Below are 23,297 nucleotides of genomic sequence, written 5' to 3' on the forward strand. Positions count from 1 at the left end.
GGATGCACGCTCGGTGCCGGATGCCGGGGCGGCCTCAGACGACGTGGTCGGCGCGGAGGCGCTCGATGTCGGCGGCGCCGTGTCCCAGCTCGGCCAGGATGCTCGCGGTGTGTTCGCCGACGGCGGGGACCGGGTCCATGCGGTGGCCGGTGCCGGCGAGGTCGACCGGCGGCAGCAGCGCCGGCACGGTCCCGCCGGGAATCCGTACGTCGCGCCAGCGGTTCCGCTCCCGCAGCACCGGGTGGTCGAGGAACTGCGCGACGTCGTTGACCCCGGCGTTGGCGATGCCCGCGGCGTCCAGCAGTTCCTCCGCCTCCCGGCTGTCCAGTTGCCGGAACCGCTCGGCGACGAGCGCGTTCAGCGCGTCCCGGTGCGCCACCCGGTCCGGGCCGGTGGCGAAGCGCGGATCGTCCACCAGGTCGGGGCGCTTGAGGAACTGCTCGCACAGGGCGGCCCACTCGCGCTCGTTCTGGATGGAGAACAGCACCTCCTGGCCGTCGGCCGCGGGGTAGGCCCCGTACGGCGCGATGGTCGCGTGCTGGGTGCCGAGCCGCGGGGGCTGGGTGCCGCTGAACCGGGTGTAGTAGGCGGGCTGGTTCATCCATTCGGCCAGCGCCTCGAAGAGGGAGACCTCCACGGGGCGGGCGACACCGCTGACCGCCCGGGTGTACAGGCTGGTCAGGACGCCCGAGTAGGCGTACATACCGGCGGCGATGTCGGCGACCGACACCCCCGCGCGGGCAGTCTCCCCGGCGGTTCCGGTGAGGGACACCAGACCGGTCTGGCACTGGACGAGCAGGTCGTAGGCCTTGCGGTCGGCCCAGGGCCCGGTGGTGCCGTAGCCGGAGATCGTGCAGGGGATCAGCCTGGAATGCCGCGCCACCAGAGAGGCCGCGTCCAGGTCCAGCCGGGCCGCCGCCCCCGGGGCCAGGTTCTGTACGAACACATCGGCGCCGGCGAGGAGTTGCTCCAGGATCTCCCGTCCACGCGGCGCCTTCAGGTCCAGGGTCAGGGACTCCTTGGACCGGTTGAGCCACACGAAGTAGCTGGACTGCCCCTGCACCGTGGTGTCGTACCGGCGGGCGAAGTCCCCCTCCCCGGGACGCTCCACCTTGATCACCCGGGCGCCGAGGTCGGCCAGTTGCCGGGTGGCGAAGGGCGCCGCCACGGCCTGCTCGACGCTGACGACGGTGATGCCGGAGAGCGGAAGCTCGGTCATGCGGTGACCTCCAGGTCCTGAGGGGAACACGGCGGCCCGGCGGCCACCGCGGGAAGCATGCGAGCGGACTCCGGCAGAGCGCCACCTGAGCAGGGGCCTCATGAGGACTCATGACAGCCTCGGCAAACTGATGGTGCCATGCTCCGCGCGACGCGCCGCGACGCCCCGGCGGCGGGCGCGGAACGATACGCGGACCACTCCGTCCAGGAAGGCGGGAACGGCATGACCGACCACTCCCAGCAGCTCCACACCTCGACCCGCGCCCAGGACGGCACCGTCCTGGCCTGGCAACGGCACGGCTCCGGGCGCCCGTTGGTGCTCCTCGCCGGACAGGCGAACAACCACCACTGGTGGGACGGCGTACGCGAGGACTTCCACGCCACGCACGCCACCCTCACCATGGACTACCGCGGCACCGGGGCCAGCGGCGCACCCGACGGGCCGTATTCCACACAGCTGTTCGCCGACGACGTGATCACGGTGCTGGACGCCCTGGAGATCGAGCGGGCCGACGTGTACGGCACCTCCATGGGCGGCCGCGTCGCCCAGTGGCTCGCCGCCCGCCATCCGCACCGGGTCCGCCGCCTCGTCCTGGGGTGCACCTCCCCCGGCGGACCCCGGGCGCCGGAGCAGGACGGCTCGGTACGGCGCGCCCTGGCCCAGGCCGATCCGGCAGCCTCGCGGCGGGCCCTCCTCGACCTGATGTACTCCCCCGCCTGGCGGGCGGAGCACCCCGGCCCGTACACCACGCTCGGCGATCCCGCGATGCCGCCGCACGCCCGCCGGGGGCACCTGGTGGCAAGCAACGAGCACGACGCCTGGGACGCCCTCCGTCAGCTCACCGCCCCCACCCTGGTGCTGCACGGCGCGCAGGACCGGCTCACCCCCGCGGCCAACGCCCCGCTGCTCGCCGCCCGCATCCCCGGCGCACGGACGCACCTCTTCCCCGGCGCCCGTCACGCCTACTTCCAGGAATGCCGTCCCGAGACGAGCAGGCTGGTCACGTCCTTCCTCACCGCCCCGGAGGCCGCACCCGGCTGACCCCGCCGGTCACCGCACTCCCGGCACCCCCGGCCTCACTCCCCTCCTCCGGCGGCCGGCGCCTCCGCGACCGGCCCGCGGTCCTGCCCGAGCAGCCGGGTACGGAACAGGTCGAGCACCTCGTCCAGCGCCGCACGGGTCGGCTGGCCGGGCTCGTCGACGAGGTGTTCGGTCAGGACAGAGTGCGGCGGGCGCACGGCCTGCGGGTTCGCTGCGGAATCGTCCAGCTCGACGGCGGTGAACGCCGCACCGAGTTCGCGGCGCAGCAAGGCGAACCGGTCCCCCGGCACCAGCCGGTCGCCGCGGAAGCGGAGCCCGAGGACCCGGAGGCCCTCGCGCTCGCAGCGCCCCCGCACGAGCGCGAGGTCCTCGGCGGACAGGTCGATGGCGGCGGCCCGTCTCCTGCCGAGGGCGAGCGGCAGCGACGGCTGGGACACGACAGGCGCGAGCAGCCGCTCATCGGTGGCCATGGCGAGGGCGAAGCCACCGGTGAGACACATGCCGACGGCCCCGACCCCGGGGCCGCCGCAGCGCTCGTGCTCGTGTGCGGCCAGGGCCCGCAGCCAGGTCACCACCGGGGAGGTTCTCCCGGTGGCCAGCACCGTGAACTCCCGGCTCACACAGACCTTCCCGATCGACGAGGCCATGGCGAGGCCCGCCCTCAGCCGGCCGACGTGTGCGGGGTCGGCATCGCGGCCGGGCGTACCGAAGAGCACCGGGAGCACCGCGGTGCAGCCGAGGCCGGCGACCCGCGTCGCGAACTCCAGCACCTTGGGCGTGATCCCCGGTATCTCCGCCACCACGATCACGGCGGGGCCCGTGCCCCGCCGCAGTATCCGGTGGGTGGTGCCGTCGTGGGTGAAGGTGCCTCGTTCGAAACCGGTCAGGTCGTGATCTGCCATGGATACCACCGCTTCGGTCGCTGATCGGGGACTGGTCGGTGCCGCTCTCCGGCCGCCCCCGCCAGACCCCGTTCCGGATCTGTAACGGTCCAGCCTCAAAGAGTGACTCCGACATTTTCTCAGAATGCTCTTGTGGTGCACTTGTTGGACGTGAGCCCGGCTCATGTGTGGGGGGGAAAATATGACGCAATCGACGACATGCCCCGGATGTGGCGGGAGTACCGCCCCGGAGGCCGCGTTCTGCAGCAGGTGCGGTGCGGCCGTGGTGGCCGACGGGACCGCGACCCTGACGCTGCCGCAGCAGGCGGACGGTGCTCCACCGCCCGCGCCGGCCGTGGCGACGACGGCCGGCACCACGCAGGCCGCCGCCCACCGCACCACCGTGCCGCGGTGGGGCAACGGCCGTCAGCTGACCCGGTACTTGTGCGCGGCCGCCTACCTGGACCGCGCCTACGCCGCCTCGCTCATCAAACAGGTGGCCGCCGAACCGCATCTGGGTGTGGCGGCGGCCCCGGCGTGCGACATCCCCGTGGTGCTCCGGCACGCCTATCTGGCCAACGCGCGCCGCCACGGCCGGGATCTCGTGCTCACCGTCCTCTTCGTGCTGGCCTTCGTCTTCACCTTCTGGCTCGGCGACGGGCTGATCACCCTGCTGGTGCTGTTCCTCGCCTGGGTGACGGTGTTCTCCTTCGAACTCTCCACGAAGTACGGGCGCCACCTCCAGAGCCTCCGCCCGGACCGGTTCGACCCGGCGGACGCGCCGCCGCCGCTCAACAACGCCATCGCGACCCGGCTGCGCCAGATCGGTGCGTACGCCGAAGGGAACGTCACCACCTACAGCGGCTACTCACCGTTCTTCGGCTACGGCGCCGAACTCGACTCCTGGTCACTGACCTTCGACGTCACCACGCCGGACGAGTCGGGAGAGGAGCCGCAGGAATTCGACGTGACGGAGCTGTACACCCATATCGCGGCACGCGTCGGCACCCTGGCGCTGCCCTGCCTGGAGATCGAGGAGCGGCTCTTCGCCGATGGCGGGACCATCCTGGGGGACACCCGTTTCCTGCCCGACCCCCTGGGCCGGCCCGTGCCCCGGATTCCGTTCGACCAGATGGACGCGCTGAAACGGACCCCCGAGGAAGGCGCCCGCCCCTACCTGGCCGTGCACTCCACCGGCTGGGGCGGCGAGTTGGTCACCTCGCTCTTCCTCCGCTTCGTGCGGTCGGACTCCAACCTCTTCGTGGAGGCCGTCCCGACGGTGCTGTTCCCGCTGCTCGACCGCTACCGGGTCATCGACACCCTCATGCCCCGGCCGCCCGTGGGGGAGGTCGCCGCGCTGCTCCCCAGGACAGCGATCAGCACCTTCTTCGTCCTGCTGGCCTCCCCCGCGCGCGCCGTCGCGGGGTTCGCCCCGGACTTCTGGATGTCCCGGCGGGTGCGCCGGCAGAACAAGCTGATCATCCGGCTGCGCTGTTTCGACTACGGGGCGCGGCAGAGCGTCCGCCGGCAGGCCGCGTCCGCCCGTCACCACCGCCATTTCCAGAAGGCCGACAGCAGCATGGTCCTGAAGACGGTGGAGAAGCGGGTCCTGGACGCCCTCGTCGAGTTCGCCGAGGAGCGCGGCATCGACGCGGGCGAACTGATCCAGCGTCAGCAGGCCATCATCAACAACGGCATCATCGCGTCCAACGGCGCCCGCGTGGACTCCAGTCCGGTCGCCTCCGGTGACCGGGCCCGGATCGCGATGAACCTCCTCAACAAGATCCCCGGGGTCAAGCTCGACTGACCACCGCAACTCGGCTGACAACCGCACAAGGAATGAGGAATCCGCATGCGCAGGAACGACGGAATCATCGCCACCGGCGGCTCGAACGTCGTCGGCAACGCCGTCGCCAGCGGCCGGAACGCCAAGGCGGAGGTCCGCGACAGCGGGCTGACCCAGCACACCGGCGGGCAGCAGCCCTCTCCCGAGGACCTCGGCGCGCTGCTCACCCGGCTGATCGACGAGCTCGGCCGGTCCGAGCACCCCGAACGGGACGACCTGATCGAGGCCGCCGAGGACGCCCGCGAGGAGGCCGCCTCGGAGACCCCGCGCAAGGGCAAGCTGCGGCTGTTCGCCAGGGCGCTCGCGGGCGCGGTCCCGGGCTTCACCGCCCTGGCCACCCTGGCGGTGGCGATCGAAGAGGCGGTCCACGGGCTGTAGACGGACCGACGACGCACCGGCCGGAACCACGAACACGAAGGACGACGGGGGGAGATGACCATGCCGTCCTGCACACACTGCGGCGCGCTCCAGGAGGACGCTGCCGCGACGCTCTGCCCGAACTGCGGCATGCCGCGCGAGAGCGGCACAGCGGCCGGCACCGCTCAGCCGGCCGCTGACACCCGGCACGGCTACGTACGGGTGGGCACCACCGTCCTTCCGCAGTGGCTGCTGTGGCTGATGGCGGCGCTGCTCGTGGCGGGCGTCGTGACCGCCGTCGTCCTCTCCTCGTCCACCGACTCCAGTTACGGCGGCACCACGGTCGACGTCAGTTCCTCGGACACCCCGACTCCCGGCCCGACGATCGGTTCCGTGCCGCCCACCGACCTCACCTCCTCCCCGCCGGCCTACGGCGGGACCCTGCCGCCGACCGACTTCCCCTCCCCCACCCCGACGTACAGCTCACCGTCACCCGACAACGCGAGCGCGGTCGTGGAGGAGTACTACCGGGACATCAACGCCCGGGACTTCTCGTCGGCCTGGGACCTCGGCGGCAAGAACATCGGCGGCAACTCGTACACGCAGTGGGTGTCCGGCTACAACAGCACGGTGACCATCAGCCTCAGCGCGGTGGACAGCGGCAGCGCCGGGCAGGTCAGCGCCGTCCTCCGCGCCGTCCAGACCGACGGCTCGGTACGGGTCTACCAGGGGACCTACACGGTCTCCGGCGGCGAGATCATCAGCGCCTCGATCAAGGAGAGGTGAGCACCGGCGGGGCTCCGGCTGCCGACGGCAGACGGCCGACCCGCCTTCGTTCACGCGACGTTGCACCACGCCCCCGGTGGAGGAACAGCACCGGGGGCTTTCGCGCATGCGCTCCCCGGCCGACGGCCGCTCACCATGTAGCCCGTGTGACACCTGCGGGGTGAGTGCGCCCCCTGCACGCCCCCCTGTTATCGACTTGAGACGCATCAAGCCGCCACCGAAACCGGCAGACTTCAACACGGCCCCACGGGAGCCCTGTTGACCCTCTGAACCGTCGACTTCACTGCCGCCACAGCCGCTGACCTGCCGCACAGCGGAGGGCACCCTTCCGAGTGTGGCGATGTCGAAAACTGTTGAAATGCGGACTGCCGCCGCTCCCCTTCCCCAGGACACCGTTGTCACCCCTCACTCGAAGAAACGTTCGAGGGTTCGTGAAGCGTCAAGTAACTCTAGGATGACCGCCGCAAGTATGAAAATCATCATTCGTGGGGGGAATCGGTATGCCTTCTGACTACGGACAGCTCGCCAAGTCGGGCTTATTCGGGACAGTCACCATCGGGACGATGACGTTCACCACCGGGTGGTGGCTGCTGGGCGTGAGCGCCTTCGCGGTCCTCAGCGGATTCCTGCTGATCCGGTTCGGGTTCCGGACCCGCCGTGGAGTGGGCGAGCAGTGACCGCCAAGCGGACGCCGGTGCTGACTGCCCGTCAGCACCGGTCCGCCACGGTCTTCATGGGCATCATCGTGCTGATCCTGGCCAGTGGCTGGACCGCTCAGCACGCGCTGTCCGCGGCCCGCTGGGACGCGGACGTCACCGGGCGCCTGTCCTACGTGTGGCTCACCCTCTTCGTGATCTTCCTGATCCAGACCCTGCTCTACCACCTCGAACGCCCGCGACGCGTCAAGGAGCGCGCCGCGCGGCAGCTCGACGCGCTGCATGTGGCGATCCTCATGCCGGTCTACAACGAAGATCCCGGCTATCTGCGCCTCGGGCTGGAGTCGTTCCTGCGCCAGACCCGGCGCCCGGACAGCGTCCATGTCGTCGACGACGGTTCCACCACCTCGGACTACGCCGAGGTCCGTGACTGGTGGCGGCAGGCGGCCGCCGAGTACGGCATCGGCACCACCTGGCAACGCGTTCCCAACGAGGGAAAACGTCACGCCCAGGCGCATGGGGTCCGGGTGAGTCCGCAGGCGCAGATCTACATCACCGTGGACAGCGACTCCTGTCTGGCCCCGAACGCCGTGCAGGAGATCCTCGCGCCGTTCGCCCGGTCCAGGGTCCAGTCGGCGGCGGGCATCGTCATCGCCACCAACAACCGGGCCAACCTCCTGGCGCGGGTGACCGACCTCTGGTTCGTCACCAGTCAGCTCGTCGACCGCTCGGGCCAGTCCGCCGTCGGCGCCGTGATGGTCAACTCGGGTCCGCTGGCCGCCTATCGCGCCGAGGTCGTCCGCGACAATCTCGGGTCGTATCTGGGCGAGACCTTCCTGGGCAACACCGTGATGTTCTCCGACGACTCCCTGCTCACGCTCTACGCACAGGAGCGCGGTCTGACCGTGCAGCAGCCGTCGGCCATCGTCTTCACGGCCATGCCGGAGAAGTGGAGCCACTTCACCCGGATGTATCTGCGGTGGATGCGGGGCTCGACCATCCGCTCCGTATGGCGGATGCGCTACCTCTCCCCCGCCCGGCCGGCGTTCTGGCTCCATCTGATGCGGTGGTTCCAGATGATCATGACGCAGGTGGTGACGGTGTGGCTGCTGGTCGTCGAACCGGTCGCCTACGACAACCTGCCGCCCCTGTCGATGCTCTGGGTCCCCTTCCTCCTCGGCTGGGCCCTCGGCCTGCGCTACCTCGGCATCATCCGCAGCGACGAACGCATCCGGTCCCGCGCCCTCACCTGGGTGATGATGCCGCTGGCCATCGTCCTGGCCTGGACCGTCCTGCGCTGGCTGCGCTGGTACGGCATCGTCACCTGCGCCCGCACCGGCTGGAACACCCGGCAGAACGGCGCCGAAGTCGCCCTCGACGCCCGGCCCGTCACGGCTCCGTAGCCTGGGCGGCTCTTGGACACCGCCCCGCCGGCCGCCGGGCGACCCGGCGGCCGGCACCTCTCTCAGGAAAGAGTTCCTCCCCATGGTCACCACACCACGCACCGTCGCCGTCTTCGGCGCGGGATACATCGGCCTGGTCACGGGCGCGTGCCTGGCCGAACTGGGCCATCGCGTCACCGTGCGCGATGTGCAGCCGGAGCGGATCAGGCTGCTGAACGGGGGCGAGGTGCCGATCCACGAACCCGGTCTGGGCGACCTGATCGCGGCGAACAAGGAACGTCTCACCTTCACCCTCGAAGCCCACACGGCGCTCAAGGGCGCCGAGATCGCGTACGTCTGTGTGGACACCCCGCCCACCGCGTCCGGCGACGCCGACCTGTCCCGCGTCTGGTCGGTCATCGAAACCCTCAAGGGCGCGCCCCACCTGGCGGCGGTGGTCGTCAAGAGCACCGTGCCGGTGGGCACCGGGGAGCGGGTCCGCGCCGCCCTCGACGAGGCCGGGCTGGCCCATGTCGGGTACGCGGCGAACCCCGAGTTCACCGCGGAGGGCAAGGCGGTCGACGACTTCCTGCACCCCGACCGCATCGTCATCGGGACCTCCGACGCCCGAACGGACCGGCTGATCAGGGAACTTCACGACGGGGTCGACGGTCCCGTGCAGACGCTGTCGGTGGCCTCAGCCGAGATGGTCAAGCTCGCCGCCAACGCCCTGCTCGCCACCAAGATCACCTTCATCAACGAGATCGCCACCGTCTGCGAGGCCACCGGCGCCGACGTCGAACAGGTCGCCACGGCCATCGGCATGGACCACCGCCTCGGCCCGCACTTCCTCCAGGCGGGCCTCGGCTACGGCGGCAGCTGCTTCCCCAAGGACTCCCGCGCCCTGCGGGCCATGGCCAGCAACTCCGGCTACCCCTTCCAGCTGCTCAACTCCGTCATCGAGGTCAACGACCTCCAGCCCCGCCGCGCCATCCAGCGCCTCAAGACCGAACTCGGCGGTCTCAAGGGACGCCGCGTCGCGCTGCTGGGCATGACGTTCAAGGCGGGCACCGACGATCTGCGTGAGGCCCCCAGCGCGGTCGTCGCCGCCCGGCTCCTCGCGGAGAACGCCACCGTGCACTGCTGGGACCCCATGGCCCGCCCGGCCGACGTCACCCCCTGGAACGCCACGACGCGCCACCCGTCACCGGCGGACGCCCTTTGCGACGCGGACGCCGCCCTCGTGGTGACGGAATGGCCCGAACTCAGGGAGGTCGACTGGGCCTCCGCCGGACGGACCATGCGCCGCCGGCTCCTCTTCGACGGCCGCAACACCCTCGACCCCGACGCCCTGGTCTCCGCCGGATTCACCTACATGAGCGTGGGACGCGCCACGGTTCGTCCCGCTGCGCCGTGAGGCCGCCCTCGCGTGCGTGGCCGCACCCGACGCCGCAGGAACCCGTACCCCCGCCGGACACCCCGGAGGAGGCGAGGGAGAGGATGGGGCATGGCAAATTCCTTAGGAGCAAAGGCTGTTGTCCTCGGAATCGGTGCCCTGGGTGTGGTCGCCGCGCTCGCCGTGCTGTGGATTTTCAGTCTGTTCGCCGGCCTCGTCTTCGGCTGGCCGCCGATGGTGCCGTGAACAAGGGAGGCGGACATGGCCGTACCGAACCAGCCGGTGACCTGCTCGCCGGAGTGTCTTTCCCGGGCGCAGCGGGCCGTTGCCACGGCGCTGTGGCACTACACGACCACGCCGGTGGCCAAGCCCTACCGGGTGCGTGGCTGCGTTCCCGACCTGGACGGGGCGGCGGTGACCGTCGCGCTGTGGACCGGCCCGGCGGCACGGGAGAAGTGGAACCTCTTCCTGTCCCTGCCGTTCGTGTCCGGTGGCCTGCCGGTGCCGGCGGCGGGGATCACCGCCGGCATCATGCGACTGGCCCGGGGAACGCACATCTTCGGCTGGACCGGCCGCCACTTCGACGGCAGACGCGTCCTCAACGGCAGCGCGCTCGTCGAAGGGCGGCCCGCCCCGTGCCTCTGCGGGAACACCGGCGGGACGGACGGGCCGCGGGGCTTCTATTTCGCGCGGCCCGGAGAGCTGAAGCAGTACCGCTGAACGGCCGGCCGGGTATCCGCACCGGCGCCGGCTACGCACCGCCCGCGGGGAAGTGAATGAGCGGTTTGATGATGCCGTCCTCCTTCGCCGCCATCATCCGGAAGGCCCGCTCGATCTCGTCGAAGCCGAACTCATGGGTGGTCATCGGCGTGGGATCGACCTTCCCCGTTTCCAGCAGCCGGAAGATCCGCCGCAGCCACCCGCGGCCGCCGCGGTTGAACCCGCCGTACAGCTGCTTGTCGGACATGCCATATCCGAACGGTTCCAGGGGGATACGCAGCGGCTCGTGCACCTCCCCGTGGTACCCGACGTTGGAGACCCGGCCTCCCGGCTTCGTGACCCGGAAGGCCGCCTCCCAGGTCTGCGGAGCGCCCAGGGCCTCGATCGCCGCGTCGACGCCCTGGCCGTCCGTCAGCTCCATGATCCGCTCGACCGGATCGCACCGGGTGTGGTCGACGACCACATCGGCGCCGAAGCGGCGGGCGAGATCCTGACGGGCGGGAAGCGACTCGACGGCGATGATGAGGCCGGCGCCGAGCAGTCGGCAGCCGATCGTCGCCGACAGCCCCACCGCGCCCTGCGCGAAGACCGCCACGGTCTCGCCCAGGGCGAGTTCCGCGTGTTCGGCGGCGACGAACCCCGTGGAGAGCATGTCGGTGGCGTACAGCGCCTGGTGGTCGGAGAGCCGGTCGGGAATCGGCGCGAGATTGGCCTCGGCGTTGTTGACGAGAAAGTACTCGGCCAGGGTCCCGTCACGCTGGTTGGTGAACTTCGCCCCGCCCAGCATGCGCCCCTGGCACTGCGAGGAGAATCCGCGCTGGCAGGAGTCGCACTGGAAGCAGGGCGTGATCCCGGCAGCCGCGACGCGTCGGCCCACGGCCAGTCCCTCGACGGCCGAGCCGAGCGCATGGACGACACCGACCGCCTCATGCCCCAGTGTCACCTCCGGCGCGACCGGAATCACGCCCCTCATGACATGCACATCGGTGGTGCACACCAGGGCCGCGGTGGTGCGCACCACCGCGTCGTTGGGGCCCGGTTCGGGGACCGGCTTCTCCATGACGCCGACCTCGCCGACCCTCCGGAGCACGAACGCCCTCACGCCGGATCACCTGCCGTTCGATGGCTCATGCCCTCGCCCTTCCCGCGGCGGTGACCTGCCGATGGGCGTCACGTCATCTTCCGCCCGTTCGGCCGACACGGCCGGCCCCGGTGCCTGCGCCCGTTCCGTACCTCCCGCCCGGAAGCCCCGCCCGCCGTGTACGGCGCGATCAGAAGCGCACGGTGCGGTCCCGGGTGACCGTCGGCACCGAGAGCACGGCATCGAACGCCACGGACACCGGGGTGTGCACGGTGGAGCTCTGGGACCGGATCGCGAGGGGCAGCGGCGCCCCCTGGGCGTCGCGCGGAGCCTGGCGCAGGTCGGTCAGGGTGATCCGGTCGGCGAGTCCGGCGTCGGTGAGGGCGGCCTCGACGCTGCCGGGTTCGGGCGGCGGAAGGTGCGCTTCGGCAACGGTGAAGCCGACTGCGGCGTTCGCGTCGAGGTGCATCTCCGGCACCTGGTCGGCGGTGTGGACCAGGGCCACCGTGCGGTAGTCCCGGCCGAGCATCCGCTGCAGATGCAGGCCCATGGGCAGCGCGGTCAGGCCGCCGCCGAGCTCCAGTTCCGTCTTGTGAATATGGCTGTTGTGCGCCACGAGGGCGATCCGGGTCCCGGGGGCGGCCCGCTCCAGATGCCAGCGCACCGACTCGGCCATGTAGATCTCACGCACCGCCAGATCCGCCGCCCGGCCCCGGCCGGACATCAGGGCGGTCATCGCCTGGAAGATGTAGTCGGTGTGGCAGGCCGCTTCCACCCGGCGCCGGGCGATGTCGAAGCGGCGCTGTCCGCTGCGGGGTACGTAGAGCGGTTCGGCGGCACGCAGCCGCAGCAGCAGCCGCGCCAGTACGGCGGTCAGCTCGTTCTGCTCGGCGGCCTCCAGTCCGGCCCACGCGGGCGCGGCCGCGGCGCCGGAGCCGACGCCTTCAAGGAATCGGTCGCTGACCGCCAGCGCGGCGTCGACGAGGGGCAGGGCGTCGGGATCGACCTCACGCAGATAGTCGGCCACCGGCTCCAGGGCGGGCCGCAGCGCCCCGCCGGCCTCGGGGAGGTCGATGCCGGCGAACCGCAGGGGGTGCCCGCTGGTGCGGTTGTGGTGCCGCAGCCAGTTCATGAGATCCGCGGCACCCCACTCGGCGGCGGCCCGGCTCACCCGTGCCAGGTCACCGTCGTCCCCCGCCCCCTGCAGCCACCGGTCGAGCGGAAAGGCCTCGCTGAAGCCGAACTCCATCGCGAGGACGGTGAATCCGCACCGCTCGGCGAGAAAGCGCAGCACCCGCCGGCGCGCCAGGGAGAACTCCTCGACGAAGTGGGCACCCTCGCCGATCGCGACGACCCGTGCGTCACCGACGATCTCCCGGAGCGCTTCGAGGTCGTCGGGGGACTGCTGTGGATCGAGAGTGGTCAGGGTGTGGGCGTGCGCACGGAACCAGTCGGCAAGCGCGGCATGCGAAGAAGGCTGAACAGGCATGGTCAGAGCTCATTTCTCGACGCGGAGGTTCAGGAAACGGCCGCCCGTCCCGCGCATACGGCGGGAGGGCGGCGCGACGACGCGCAGACCTCACCGGCGCCGGGGCGGCTACTGGGCCACGGGGCGCCGGGTCTGCGGACGAACCACTCAGAGAAAGTTGCTGCGGATTGCCATGCGCGAAAGCTAGCAGCGGGTGAGGGCGGCGTGCACGGGAGTATTTCCGCGCCCGGGGGTGGGTGGGATCAGCCTTTCCCCGTGCGCCGGTTGACCTTCACCTCGGGGAAGATCCCAGCATCAGCGGCATGAACTCCCAGACGCTCCTGTTCCGTCACCGGCAGCTCATCCGCGAGGCCGACGCCTACCGGCTCGCCCGAGAAGCACGGAAGGGCACCTCGGCCCCCGGGGCGCCACGCCGCTCCATGGCCTGCTGGTAGAGGCGGCCGGCGCGGTAGGAGGAGCGGACCAGCGGGCCGGACATGACGCCGGCGTAGCCGATCTCGTCGGCTTCTTCCTTCAGCTCCACGAACTCGGCGGGCTTGACCCAGCGGTCGACGGGGTGGTGGCGCGGCGACGGGCGGAGGTACTGGGTGATGGTGATCAGTTCGCAGCCCGCGTCGTAGAGGTCCTGCAGCGCCTGGCTGATCTCCTCGCGGGTCTCGCCCATGCCCAGGATCAGGTTGGACTTGGTGACCAGACCGGCCTCGCGGGACTTGGTGATGACCTCCAGCGAGCGCTCGTAGCGGAAGCCGGGGCGAATCCGCTTGAAGATCCGCGGGACCGTCTCGACGTTGTGGGCGAAGACCTCGGGACGGCACGAGAAGACCTCGGCCAGTGCCTCCGGTGCACCGTTGAAGTCGGGGGCGAGCAGTTCCACTTTGGTGCGGCCGTCCTCGCGCTCCGCCGTCATCGCGTGGATGCGCCGTACGGTCTCCGCGTACAGCCAGGCGCCGCCGTCCGCCAGGTCGTCGCGCGCGACGCCGGTGATCGTCGCGTAGTTGAGGTCCATCGAGACGACGGACTCGCCCACCCGGCGGGGCTCGTCGCGGTCCAGGGGCTGCGGCTTGCCGGTGTCGATGAGACAGAAGTCGCAGCGGCGGGTGCACTGCTCGCCGCCGATGAGGAAGGTGGCCTCGCGGTCCTCCCAGCATTCGAAGATGTTGGGACAGCCCGCCTCCTGGCAGACCGTGTGCAGACCCTCGCTCTTGACCAGGCCCAGAAGGTGGTTGTACTCGGGACCCATCGTCGCGCGGGTCTTGATCCACTCAGGCTTGCGCTCGATGGGGGTCTGGCTGTTCCGGACCTCCAGGCGCAACATCCTGCGTCCGTCGGGTGCGACAGCGGGCACGTCCGGTACCTCTCTTTGCACGGGTGAGGAGCAACGTTCTGGCCGGGTCAGGCTACGCCCGGCCGGTGACCGTGACCGGTCGTATTCGGCCCGGCCGGAATGCTCAGTTCCGGGCCTGGTGCGCAGGGCACGCCACCACCGGCCCTTCCGCCCGGCTGTCGGCACAGTGACCTGAAAACGATGTTTCGGGGACTGTCCGGCCGTACGGACAGCGGCTCGGTGGTGGAACGCGATGGTCCGCGAGGCCGCGGAGGGCGCCGCGTTGCCTGTTTGCCTCTTATGAAGGGCAATGGCCAACTCGTTCAGAATGCCGTCGTTGCGAGCACACAGTTGATGCTGCAGGGGAAAGAGCAGTGATCTGTGACAGAGGAGCTTCATGCATCGCACAGAGGATGGGCAGCGGGTGTCCATGACGGGTCGTCAGAACGAGCTGCGCCTGCTCGGTCAGGCCCTGGAGGACTGCGCCCGGGGCGGAGCGGTCCGGTTTCTCGTGACCGGGGAACCGGGCATCGGGCGGACCAGCCTGCTGCGCGCGTTCTCGGCCTCCGCCCGTGCTCAGGGGTGTCACACCATCGACCTGGTGTGCTCGCTTCACGACCGCAATCACCCGCTCGGTCTCGTGCGCCAACTGGCCGCGCAACTCACCGCCCTTCTGCCGGCGGCGCACGGCTGCCGCGCGGCGCTCGACGCGGCCCTGGCGTCCCCGACCGGCCCGCCGGACCCGGGGGCGGCCCCGGACGACCTGCTCCCTCCCGTCCTGACCGCCCTCGTGGAGCTGACGTCCGGCGCGTCCGTGGTCCTCTCCCTCGACGACGCCCACCAGGCCGACACCGCCTCGCTGGACTTCCTCCGGCGCGCGCTCCTGACCCCGCACCTCACCCGGGTGCTCCTGGTGGCGTCCGTGCGGGACGGAGAGAGCGGCGGCGGCCCCGGAGAACGGCACGAACTGCTGGTCGGCACGCGGCACCGGCGGCTGGAAGGGCTCACCCGGGCGCAGGCCGCCGCGCTGCTGCGCCGGATGCTGCACCGCACTCCGGCCGATGGCCTCGTGGCGGAGTGTCACCGGGCCTGTGCGGGCAACCCGTTCCTGCTCACCGAGGTCGCCCGGGTGCTGCGCGACCGGCCGGCGGACTCCCCCGACCGGGCACCGGCCGCGGCCCTTCGGCCCGCCTCCGTGGCCGAGTTCATCGGGACCCGGCTGATGCGGACCGACCCCAACGCCGGGAAGGTCGCCACCGCCATCGCCCTCGCGGAGACCAACGCGGCCGCCAGTCCACTCCTCGTCAGCCACCTCAGCGGTCTGTCGCTGTCCGAGACCCTCGCCGCCGTCGACCTGCTGGTCTGTATGCGCCTGGTCGGGGACAGCGACAAGCTGTCGCTGCGGCACCCCGTCGTACGCGACGCGCTCCTGGGCCGGATGACCCTGATGGCCCGCAACGCCGCGCATCTCGCCGCCGCCGCCTACCTCCACGGCAGACAGGCCCCGGCCGAGCAGATCGCCGGTCACCTCACCGCGTCGACCGTGACGCTGGAGGACTCCTGGCCGGTCCCGGTACTGATGCGGGCCGGGCAGGCGGCACTCGCCGCGCGGGAACCACACCGGGCCCGGCGCTACCTGGCGCACGCCGTACAGGCGGCTTCGGGCGAGGCCCGCCGGGCGGCGCTGCTCCAGCTCACCGACGCCACGATGGCGATCAACCGGGTCCAGGGCATCGACGAGGCGATCAGGACGCTGGCGGAGACCACGGACGACGCGCTGCGCCTGCCCCTTCTGGCCCGTATCAGCACCGCGCTCTACCTCGGCTTCCAGCCCGGCGAGGCGGCCAGGACCACCATCACCGCCGGGCCCACGTGGGCCCGGCTGTCCGGCTGGCACCAGGTGCACCGGATGCTCGACAGCCTCAACGCCTACCCGCTGCCCACCGCCGCCCAGCTCAGCGAGGAACGCCTCGCGCCGAAGGGACACGGGCTGGGCAGGCGCACCGCACCGGCCGCCGAGTTCTGCGGTGCGGAGCAGGCCGCCGCCGCGGCCCTGGTCATGGGTGCCCTGCGCAGCCACCTCGGCGGCGGCCGGCCGGCGCAGGCGGTGGCGCAGGCGCGGGAGGCCCTGCGGACGGACACGGGGCTGTGCCTGCACCCGGTGCTGAAGCTGATGGCGCTGATGGTCTTGACCTGGAACGGCCGCGACGAGGACGTGGCAGCCCATCTGCGGCGGCACGAGGACTGTGCGCGGTGCCATGAGCACCCGCTGCACCGGACGTTGCTGTTGCCCGTCACCGCGCGGATGGCCCTGCTGCGCGGCCGGCTGCGCGACGCCCACGACGAGCTCCACGAATGCCTGGAGGCCATCGTCCGGCACAAGACGCGCTATCAGCACCCGCTGCTGGTCTGGATCGTGGGGATGCTGGCGGAGGTCCAGCTCGCCATGGGGCGCGGCGACGAAGCCCGCGCGCTGCTGCGCGAGCACGGCTGTCTGGGCAGCCTGCCGCCCGGCTGGCTCCACCGGGACGTGTGGATCACCCGCGCCCGTCTGCGGGCCGACAGCGGTGATCTGCCGGGCGCCGCACGGGACTTGGCCGAGGCCCTGGGCGCGGACACCCCGGACGGGGCCACCGGAGGCGTCCACTCGTCTCTCCACGCGGTCGACCTGCTGACGCAGCTGGGACGGGACGCGGAAGCCCGCGACACCGCGGACCGGCTGCTGCGGTCGGCCGAGGCGGCGGGCACCCCGCGGGAACGGGGCATCGCCCTGCGGGCCCTCGGTGCCCTGCCGGACACGCCCGAGGCCGGGAAGCTGCTGCGGGAGGCGATACGGCTGCTGACGGACGCGGGCGCCGACTTCGACCTCGCGCACGCCTCCGCCGACCTGGCCTGCCTGCTGTTCGACGAAGGACGCCACGACGAGGCGCTGACGCAGCTGAGCACGGCGCTCGAACTGGCCGACCGGTGCGGAGCACGGCCGCTCGCGGTGCGGCTGCGGCAGCGGCTGGCCGCGGCGGAGGGGCGCTCCGCCGGCCGTTCCCCGCTGGGCGGCGTCCTGAAGCTGACCAAACGGGAGAAGCAGATCCTCATCGATGCCGTACGCGGTTCGACCAACGAACGGATCGCGACCACGCTTCACATCACCCGCCGCACGGTGGAACTCCACCTCTCCAGTGCCTACCGCAAGCTCGACATCACCGGCCGCAAGGACTTCCCCCACCTGTTCCGCACCACCGGCCTGTGGCCCCTGCTGGTCGACTCCGCCGCCTTCGGCTGACCGGCGGCGCCGGGCCGCTCCCCCGGGCTGCGGGGACCCGGCACGCCGCCGTCCCGGCCCGGGCTCTCTCGGAGAACTTCCGGCACCCCTCGGTATCCGCCCGGACGCGCTACGGCCCGCGCCGTGATGCCCCGCGCCCCGGCCGCCACCACGATGTTCCGAGGTAACCGGCCGCACGGCCGTGTCCCGGCCGTGCCGCCTTCCTTCCCCTTCCGGAGGTTTTCCGATGGACCAAGACGACACCCGCTCGGACCCGTTCACGGCCGTGGTGGTGCTGTCGGGAGGCATGGACTCCACGACACTCATGGCTCACTACGCCGCCCTGCACCACTCCCTCATCGCCGTGACCGTCGACTACGGGCAGCGGCACCACCGGGAGATCGAGTCGGCCCGGTCGGTGGCGGCCCACTACGGAGCCCGGCACCACGTCGTCGACCTGCGGAGCTTCGGCTCGCTGCTGACCGGATCGGCGCTGACCGACGAGCAGGTCACGGTGCCCGACGGGCACTACGCGGAGCAGTCCATGCGCGCCACCGTCGTGCCCAACCGCAATGCGGTGCTGGCGAACGTCGCGGTCTCGATAGGTGTCGCGCACCGCGCGGCGATCGTGGCCCTGGGCATGCACGCCGGGGACCACTTCATCTACCCGGACTGCCGGCCGGCGTTCGTCGACGGGCTGCGTGACCTGGTCGCGGTCGCCAACGAGGGCTTCGCCATTCCCCGGGTGGAGGCGCCGTTCATCGACTGGTCCAAGACCGACATCGCCACGCACGGCACCCGGCTCGGTGCTCCCCTGGAGCTGAGCTGGTCCTGCTACAAGGGGGGTGACCGGCACTGCGGGACCTGCGGGACCTGCTACGAACGCCGGGAGGCGTTCCGCAACGCCGCACTGCCCGATCCGACCGACTACCTCGACGACGTGACTGCATACCCGGCGCCCTGACACCGCCTCGTCCCCGAACGGCGGCACACGGGACGGGCCGGACTCCCCCGGGGAGTCCGGCCCGTCGTCGTTCCCGGCCCGCAGTGCGGCTCAGGTCACCCGCTCCCGCCCGAGCACCAGCGTGCCCAGGTCCGCGGCCGACTCCAGCAGCACGTCCGGCCCTTCGGGATGTCCCTGGGGAGGCAGCGTTCCCCCGTTGCCGGTACGCACCCCGACGACCACGGCGTCCAGGCGGCGGCCCAGGGCGACATCGGAGGGCGTGTCCCCCACGACGTAGAGCCGGTGGCCGGGCTCATGGCCCAGCTCGTCCAGCGCACGCCCCGCCAGCTCGGTCTTGCAGTCGGCGTCGGTGGCCGTGCCGTCCCGGGGCCCCAGATCGTCCCGGGTCAGCACCGGACCGAAGCAGTCCCGCACCTCGTTGCGCCGGAGCAGGGTCACCGTGGGGCCGGTGCCGACCCAGGAACTGACCAGCGCGAGCCGCACGCCCGCGCCGGACAGCGCCGACAGCATCGGCACCACCCCCGGGTACAGCCGCCCGTACGGCATGTACCGGCGCACCACCTCGTCCACCCGGTCCTTGACCCGGACCGAGCCGATGCGCAGGGCTCCGCTCGTGATCGCGGACCAGTAGGCGAACCCGAGGATCTCCTCACGGGGTGGCGGTGTCACCCCCTCCTGCCGGTGCAGATCCAGCACGAAGCGGTGGAACATGTCATAGAAATCCAGCAGCGTGCCGTCCCGGTCCAGCACGACCGTGGCCGGCGCCGCGCGATCCGCGCTATCGGGCATCTGCCTCACACCCTCAGCGGTACGGCGAGTTCATGGGTTCCGGGCGGTGTCTCCCAGGGGAAGACCGTCCAGTCGTCCACCTCGGCCGCCTGGAAGTCGGCGGTGGTGGCCGCTCCCAGGTTGCGGACGACGACGGCGGTGCGGACCTCCGCGGCACCGAGGTCCAGCATGGTCTGCTTCGCCAGGGCCATGGTGCCCCCGTCGCCCATGATGTCGTCGACCAGCAGCACCCGGGAGCCGTGCAGCGGACGCTCCGGCACCACGTACTGCAACACCGCCTCACCACGCCCGCTGTAGCGGGAGTTGGAGGAGTTGCGGGGGATGCCCAGGATGCGGAAGTCCTCGACGCCCAGCAGGTTCGACAGGGCGATGGCCGGCGGCAGCCCACCGCGGGCGATGCCCGCCACCACCGAGGGCACGAAGCCGTCGGCCCTGATGTCGTCGGCCATCCTGTCCAGCATCCGGCCCATGGTCTCCCAGCTGATGGTCAGCAGCCGGTCCCGGCGCCACATCGGAGTACCGCTCATCGGTCGCCTCCCGCACCGGCCGCCATCGTCCGGCCCGCGGCGGGCCGTTCGTGCCACCGGTCGAGGACATCGGCGGTGCCCGCTCCGGTGCCGATCAGGTCCACGGGAAGCCCCAGGCCCTCCTCGACCCGTGCCACGAACGCCGCCGCGGCCTCGGGCAGCTCCCCGGTGCGCAGCGCGCGGCACGACGCGTCCACCTGGTCGAGGAAGGTGAGCGCGATCCGCGTCGGGCGGTTGACGCGCACGGCTTCCCGCGCCTGGTCCAGGTCGAAGGTGCCGGCCCGGCGCCGCCGCCCGGTGACCGTGCCGTACTCCACGATCCCCAGCTGTTCGGCCTCCTCCTCGCTCATCTCCGTGGGGAACGGCCCCGCGCCGACACGGGTCGGGTAGGCGCGGAAGACCAGCACCACCTCGTCGATCGCGGTGGGGCCCAGCCCGGCGTCCGCGGCCGCGGTGCTCGCCGTGCTGTCCTTCCCGACGGTGTACGGATACGTGCCGTACAGCACCGAGAGTCCAAAGCCGTTGGTGCCTTCGACATGCACCCGGTCCCCCGCGTCGACCGCGTCGTTCACCTCCCGCACGGTGTCCGCCAGATAGGGGGCCAGCGCCGGGATGTCCTCGGCCCGGCGCGCCGAGCGCATGGCACGGGCCGCCAGTGCCGGTCCGTGCCCGCTGCCCGTGCTGCGCACCCGCTCGCGGAGGACCTCGTCGGCCTCCTCTGCACGCAGATGGCCGGGGTCGATGACGGTGGCGCGGAAGTCCACTCCCACGCGGCCCGGTGCGCCGAACTCCTCGATCTCCCGCAGCAGTACGTCGGGCCGGACGAGCACCCCCGCACCCAGCAGCAGGCGGGTGCCCGGGTGGATCACCGCGCTGGGCAGCTGGCGCAGCTTGAGGGTGCGCCCGCCGTGCACCACCGTGTGCCCCGCTCCCGGCCCCAGTCCGGCGCGGACCGCGACCGCGGGTTCGTCCCGGACGGCCAGATAGCTGGAGATCTTCCCCTTGGCCTCGTCACCCCACTGGCCGCCCACGATCACCGTGCCGGGCATGTCACCGCTCCTTCCGAAGACTTTCCGAGTGCCTCTTCGGCCCGGCGTACGGTGTCGTCCGTCAGGCTCTCGCAGAAGCCGACGTCCGCGGACGCTCCGGCCAGCGACACGATCTCGTCCGCGGGCAGTACCGCGGTCACCGACGCGTCGTCCGACAGCACCGCCACCAGGTCGCGCTCCTCCCGGGCGGCGGTCGCGCTGGCCCGCTGCAGCAGCCGGTAGGCGTCGAGCCGGTCCGTGCCACGGTCGATCATGGCCAGCAGCACCGCCTCGCTGAGATGGCTGTTGCGGGAACGGGCGAGGTTCTCCTGCATCCGGTGCGGAAAGACCCGGAGGTCCTCCAGCACGGCGGTCGTGGTGAGGAGCATCTCGTCGAGCAGCACACACGCCTGCGGAAGGGTGAAGCGCTCGTTGGCGGAGTTGGCGAGATCCCGCTCGTGCCAGGTCACCACGTTCTCCAGCGCCGGGCCGACCAGCGACCGCATCAGCCGGGCCAGGCTGCACAGGCGCTCGCTGCGCACCGGATTGCGCTTGTGCGGCATCGCGGAACTGCCGATCTGGTCGCCCTCGGCGAAGGACTCGGCCAGCTCGCCTATCTCGGTCCGCTGCAGGTTGCGGATCTCCGTCGCGAGGTTCTCCAGGCACGACGCGGTGAGCGCCGCCCAGCAGACGAACTCCGCCATGCGGTCCCGGGCCACCGCCTGGGCGCAGATCTCGGGCTCGGGGAGGTTCAGGTGGGCCAGCACCTCACGCTGCACCTGGAGGCCCTGGGGCCCCAGGCCGCCCAGTGAGCCGACGGCGCCGGCGACCTTGCCCATCACCACGCGTCCGCGCAGCTGCTCCAGCCGTTCCAGGCAGCGGGTCAACTGGTCGAGGATGACGGCGAGTTTGAAGCCGAGGGTGATGGGCTGGGCGTGCTGGCCGTGCGTACGGCCGATCATCACCCGCTGCCCCTCCTTGCCGATCTGCCCCTTCAGGACCCCCAGCACGGTGCGGAGCCGTTCGCCGAGGATGCCGATCGCCTCGTCGAGCTGCAGGGCGAGGGCGGTGTCGATCACATCGCTGCTGGTCACGCCGTGGTGGACATAGCGTCCGTACGGGGCGCAGCCCTCCGCGAACTCCTGGACGACCGCATAGAGTTCGTGCCGGCTCATCGCCTCGATCGCGGCGATGCGGTCCAGGTCGCACCGGTGGGTCCGGGCGCGCTCCCCGATCACCTCGGCGGCCTCGGCCGGGATCACGCCCAGCCGTCCCTGGACGGTGGCCAGCGCGCCTTCCACCCGCACGAACAGCTGGTAGCGCCGGTGGTCGCCGAGCAGCAGACGCATCTCCTCGCTGCCGTAGCGGCCGGTCTCCAAGGGGCTCGTCATCCGGTGGCCTCCTTGGCGTAGTCCAGGGCCACCTGCTCGGTCCGCCCCAGGGCGTGCGGCCGGCTCTCCGACAGCCCGGCGGGCGTCACCCGGATGAACTCGGCCTTCTCCCGGAGCTCGGCCAGGGTGTGCGCGCCGGAGTAGCTCATGCCCGACCGCAGACCGCCGAGGAACGGCCGCAGCGTCGAGGCCAGCGGGCCGGTGTGCGCGAAGGTGGCCTCGACCCCCTCGGGGGTGTACTCCTCCAGTTCCGCCCGGCTGACCGCCTCGCCGCGGGCCCGCTTGAGGGTGAGCCGCATGCCGAAGGTGACGAAGCCGGTGCTGACCTTGACGGGCCGGCCGTCCCGTTCCACCAGCCGCGCCTCGCTCTCGTCGGCCCCGGCCAGGGCGCTGCCGAGCATCACCGAATGGCCGCCCGCCGCCAGCGCCTTGACCACGTCGCCGGGAGCCTTGATGCCGCCGTCCGCGATCACCGGCGTCCCCGTGCGGGCCGCCTCCTCCGCGCAGTCGAGGACGGCGGTCAGCTGCGGCACCCCGCTGCCCGCGACGATCCGGGTGGTGCAGATGCCACCGGGGCCGATACCCACCTTCACCGCGTCGGCACCGGCGCCGATCAGGTCGCGGGTGGCGGCGGCGGTGGCGACGTTCCCCGCGATCAGGGGTGTCCCCGGGAACTGGGCCCGCAGCTTCTCCACGGTGTCGAGCACATAGTCCGCGTGGCCGTGTGCCACGTCGGTGACCAGCACGTCCACGCCCGCCTCGACGAGCAGTGCCGCCCGCTCCAGATAGTCGTCGGTCACGCCGACGGCGGCCCCGGCGCGCAGGCGCCCCTGCCCGTCGACGGTGGCGTGCTCAGCCCCCTCGGGCACCGGCGACGCCTTGACCGCGGCGACCTCGGCGGCCTGGTCCTCCGCGGTCTGCATACGGTGCACGACACCGAGGCCTCCGCACACCGCCATGGCCACGGCCATGCGCCGGCCCGTGCACCACGGCGTGTTGGCGGACAGGACAGGTACCCGCAAGGGGATTCCGGCCACCAGTTCCGTGCCGGTGTCGGTGACCGAGCGGCTCACCACCGAGGTCCGCTGCGGCACCAGCAGGACGTCGTCCAGGCTCAGCCCGGTACGGATCTCACGAATCGCCACGTGTCTGCTCCTCCGA

Annotated in this window: 21 protein-coding genes; 11 read left to right on the top strand and 10 right to left on the bottom strand. The window is 71.6% G+C overall.

All coding sequences use genetic code 11. The features are described from left to right. Positions 1–34: 34 nt before the first annotated feature. Positions 35–1,219, bottom strand: a complete 1,185-nt coding sequence (locus ACGFN2_RS14910) for a CaiB/BaiF CoA transferase family protein (RefSeq protein WP_393360362.1) — start codon at positions 1,217–1,219, stop codon at positions 35–37. 222 nt (positions 1,220–1,441) lie between these two features. Between ACGFN2_RS14910 and ACGFN2_RS14915 the strand changes: the two genes are divergently transcribed. Further along, complete coding sequence (locus tag ACGFN2_RS14915; RefSeq protein WP_393360599.1) at positions 1,442–2,260, top strand: alpha/beta fold hydrolase; 819 nt, start codon at positions 1,442–1,444, stop codon at positions 2,258–2,260. A gap of 35 nt (positions 2,261–2,295) precedes the next feature. On the opposite strand, the gene ACGFN2_RS14920 is transcribed toward ACGFN2_RS14915, so the two are convergent. Continuing rightward, positions 2,296–3,162: a dienelactone hydrolase family protein gene (locus ACGFN2_RS14920; protein ID WP_393360364.1), complete on the bottom strand. Its 867-nt coding sequence runs from the start codon at positions 3,160–3,162 to the stop codon at positions 2,296–2,298. A 262-nt stretch (positions 3,163–3,424) separates the two neighbouring features. Between ACGFN2_RS14920 and ACGFN2_RS14925 the strand changes: the two genes are divergently transcribed. From ACGFN2_RS14925 to ACGFN2_RS14960, 8 genes are all read left to right on the top strand, one after another. Further along, positions 3,425–4,948: a zinc ribbon domain-containing protein gene (locus ACGFN2_RS14925; RefSeq protein WP_393360366.1), complete on the top strand. Its 1,524-nt coding sequence runs from the start codon at positions 3,425–3,427 to the stop codon at positions 4,946–4,948. A gap of 45 nt (positions 4,949–4,993) precedes the next feature. Continuing rightward, positions 4,994–5,365 carry a hypothetical protein gene (locus ACGFN2_RS14930; protein WP_362604875.1) on the top strand — a complete coding sequence of 124 codons (372 nt, stop codon included), beginning with the start codon at positions 4,994–4,996 and terminating at the stop codon, positions 5,363–5,365. Between the two features lie 60 nt (positions 5,366–5,425). After that, positions 5,426–6,130 carry a hypothetical protein gene (locus tag ACGFN2_RS14935; RefSeq protein WP_393360369.1) on the top strand — a complete coding sequence of 235 codons (705 nt, stop codon included), beginning with the start codon at positions 5,426–5,428 and terminating at the stop codon, positions 6,128–6,130. Positions 6,131–6,630: 500 nt separating this feature from the next. Then, a complete protein-coding gene (locus ACGFN2_RS14940) occupies positions 6,631–6,807 on the top strand; it encodes a hypothetical protein (protein WP_362604871.1) in 177 nt (58 codons plus the stop codon). After that, on the top strand, positions 6,804–8,189 hold the full coding sequence (locus ACGFN2_RS14945; RefSeq protein WP_393360372.1) for a glycosyltransferase: 1,386 nt from the start codon (positions 6,804–6,806) through the stop codon (positions 8,187–8,189). Before ACGFN2_RS14940 ends, ACGFN2_RS14945 begins: the two co-directional genes overlap by 4 nt. 82 nt (positions 8,190–8,271) lie before the next feature. After that, a complete protein-coding gene (locus ACGFN2_RS14950) occupies positions 8,272–9,585 on the top strand; it encodes a UDP-glucose dehydrogenase family protein (RefSeq protein WP_393360374.1) in 1,314 nt (437 codons plus the stop codon). A gap of 90 nt (positions 9,586–9,675) precedes the next feature. Further along, positions 9,676–9,810 carry a hypothetical protein gene (locus tag ACGFN2_RS14955; RefSeq protein ID WP_362604865.1) on the top strand — a complete coding sequence of 45 codons (135 nt, stop codon included), beginning with the start codon at positions 9,676–9,678 and terminating at the stop codon, positions 9,808–9,810. A gap of 15 nt (positions 9,811–9,825) precedes the next feature. After that, on the top strand, positions 9,826–10,284 hold the full coding sequence (locus ACGFN2_RS14960; RefSeq protein ID WP_362604863.1) for a hypothetical protein: 459 nt from the start codon (positions 9,826–9,828) through the stop codon (positions 10,282–10,284). A 31-nt stretch (positions 10,285–10,315) separates the two neighbouring features. Here the strand turns inward: ACGFN2_RS14960 and ACGFN2_RS14965 are convergent, their stop codons facing one another. The 3 genes from ACGFN2_RS14965 to lipA form a co-directional block, all read right to left on the bottom strand. Then, entirely contained in the window at positions 10,316–11,386 is a 1,071-nt protein-coding gene (locus ACGFN2_RS14965; protein ID WP_362604861.1) for a zinc-binding dehydrogenase, read from the bottom strand. A gap of 169 nt (positions 11,387–11,555) precedes the next feature. After that, complete coding sequence (locus ACGFN2_RS14970; protein WP_362604860.1) at positions 11,556–12,854, bottom strand: erythromycin esterase family protein; 1,299 nt, start codon at positions 12,852–12,854, stop codon at positions 11,556–11,558. Positions 12,855–13,212: 358 nt separating this feature from the next. Next, entirely contained in the window at positions 13,213–14,199 is a 987-nt protein-coding gene (lipA, locus tag ACGFN2_RS14975) for a lipoyl synthase (protein WP_393360377.1), read from the bottom strand. A gap of 376 nt (positions 14,200–14,575) precedes the next feature. On the opposite strand from lipA, the gene ACGFN2_RS14980 reads away from it, so the two are divergent. Together ACGFN2_RS14980 and queC are read left to right on the top strand one after the other, a co-directional pair. Further along, positions 14,576–17,458, top strand: coding sequence for an AAA family ATPase (locus ACGFN2_RS14980; RefSeq protein WP_393360379.1), 2,883 nt, complete (start codon positions 14,576–14,578; stop codon positions 17,456–17,458). Between the two features lie 226 nt (positions 17,459–17,684). Beyond that, a complete protein-coding gene (queC, locus tag ACGFN2_RS14985; protein WP_393360381.1) occupies positions 17,685–18,401 on the top strand; it encodes a 7-cyano-7-deazaguanine synthase QueC in 717 nt (238 codons plus the stop codon). A 90-nt stretch (positions 18,402–18,491) separates the two neighbouring features. On the opposite strand, the gene ACGFN2_RS14990 is transcribed toward queC, so the two are convergent. From ACGFN2_RS14990 to ACGFN2_RS15010, 5 genes are read right to left on the bottom strand one after another with little or no spacing between them, the layout of a single operon-like run. Next, a complete protein-coding gene (locus ACGFN2_RS14990) occupies positions 18,492–19,190 on the bottom strand; it encodes an HAD family hydrolase (RefSeq protein ID WP_362604853.1) in 699 nt (232 codons plus the stop codon). Between the two features lie 5 nt (positions 19,191–19,195). Further along, positions 19,196–19,717: a phosphoribosyltransferase family protein gene (locus ACGFN2_RS14995; RefSeq protein ID WP_362604851.1), complete on the bottom strand. Its 522-nt coding sequence runs from the start codon at positions 19,715–19,717 to the stop codon at positions 19,196–19,198. Beyond that, entirely contained in the window at positions 19,714–20,766 is a 1,053-nt protein-coding gene (locus tag ACGFN2_RS15000) for an adenylosuccinate synthetase (protein ID WP_393360383.1), read from the bottom strand. Before ACGFN2_RS15000 ends, ACGFN2_RS14995 begins: the two co-directional genes overlap by 4 nt. Further along, complete coding sequence (gene purB, locus ACGFN2_RS15005) at positions 20,751–22,136, bottom strand: adenylosuccinate lyase (protein WP_393360385.1); 1,386 nt, start codon at positions 22,134–22,136, stop codon at positions 20,751–20,753. Before purB ends, ACGFN2_RS15000 begins: the two co-directional genes overlap by 16 nt. Further along, positions 22,133–23,281: an IMP dehydrogenase gene (locus tag ACGFN2_RS15010; RefSeq protein WP_393360387.1), complete on the bottom strand. Its 1,149-nt coding sequence runs from the start codon at positions 23,279–23,281 to the stop codon at positions 22,133–22,135. The genes purB and ACGFN2_RS15010 overlap by 4 nt, the downstream gene beginning before the upstream one ends. Positions 23,282–23,297: the final 16 nt, after the last annotated feature.

It is taken from the genome of Streptomyces sp. NPDC048612 (assembly GCF_043199295.1).
Taxonomy (GTDB): Bacteria; Actinomycetota; Actinomycetes; order Streptomycetales; family Streptomycetaceae; genus Streptomyces.

What these genes read in the sequence shown, in the direction of transcription:
- ACGFN2_RS14910 (WP_393360362.1), bottom strand. Translation starts at nt 1,219, where the DNA reads ATGACCGAGCTTCCGCTCTCCGGCATCACCGTCGTCAGCGTCGAGCAG.
- ACGFN2_RS14915 (WP_393360599.1), top strand. Translation starts at nt 1,442, where the DNA reads ATGACCGACCACTCCCAGCAGCTCCACACCTCGACCCGCGCCCAGGAC.
- ACGFN2_RS14920 (WP_393360364.1), bottom strand. Translation starts at nt 3,162, where the DNA reads ATGGCAGATCACGACCTGACCGGTTTCGAACGAGGCACCTTCACCCAC.
- ACGFN2_RS14930 (WP_362604875.1), top strand. Translation starts at nt 4,994, where the DNA reads ATGCGCAGGAACGACGGAATCATCGCCACCGGCGGCTCGAACGTCGTC.
- ACGFN2_RS14935 (WP_393360369.1), top strand. Translation starts at nt 5,426, where the DNA reads ATGCCGTCCTGCACACACTGCGGCGCGCTCCAGGAGGACGCTGCCGCG.
- ACGFN2_RS14940 (WP_362604871.1), top strand. Translation starts at nt 6,631, where the DNA reads ATGCCTTCTGACTACGGACAGCTCGCCAAGTCGGGCTTATTCGGGACA.
- ACGFN2_RS14950 (WP_393360374.1), top strand. Translation starts at nt 8,272, where the DNA reads ATGGTCACCACACCACGCACCGTCGCCGTCTTCGGCGCGGGATACATC.
- ACGFN2_RS14955 (WP_362604865.1), top strand. Translation starts at nt 9,676, where the DNA reads ATGGCAAATTCCTTAGGAGCAAAGGCTGTTGTCCTCGGAATCGGTGCC.
- ACGFN2_RS14960 (WP_362604863.1), top strand. Translation starts at nt 9,826, where the DNA reads ATGGCCGTACCGAACCAGCCGGTGACCTGCTCGCCGGAGTGTCTTTCC.
- ACGFN2_RS14970 (WP_362604860.1), bottom strand. Translation starts at nt 12,854, where the DNA reads ATGCCTGTTCAGCCTTCTTCGCATGCCGCGCTTGCCGACTGGTTCCGT.
- ACGFN2_RS14980 (WP_393360379.1), top strand. Translation starts at nt 14,576, where the DNA reads ATGCATCGCACAGAGGATGGGCAGCGGGTGTCCATGACGGGTCGTCAG.
- queC (WP_393360381.1), top strand. Translation starts at nt 17,685, where the DNA reads ATGGACCAAGACGACACCCGCTCGGACCCGTTCACGGCCGTGGTGGTG.
- ACGFN2_RS14990 (WP_362604853.1), bottom strand. Translation starts at nt 19,190, where the DNA reads ATGCCCGATAGCGCGGATCGCGCGGCGCCGGCCACGGTCGTGCTGGAC.
- ACGFN2_RS14995 (WP_362604851.1), bottom strand. Translation starts at nt 19,717, where the DNA reads ATGAGCGGTACTCCGATGTGGCGCCGGGACCGGCTGCTGACCATCAGC.
- ACGFN2_RS15000 (WP_393360383.1), bottom strand. Translation starts at nt 20,766, where the DNA reads ATGCCCGGCACGGTGATCGTGGGCGGCCAGTGGGGTGACGAGGCCAAG.
- purB (WP_393360385.1), bottom strand. Translation starts at nt 22,136, where the DNA reads ATGACGAGCCCCTTGGAGACCGGCCGCTACGGCAGCGAGGAGATGCGT.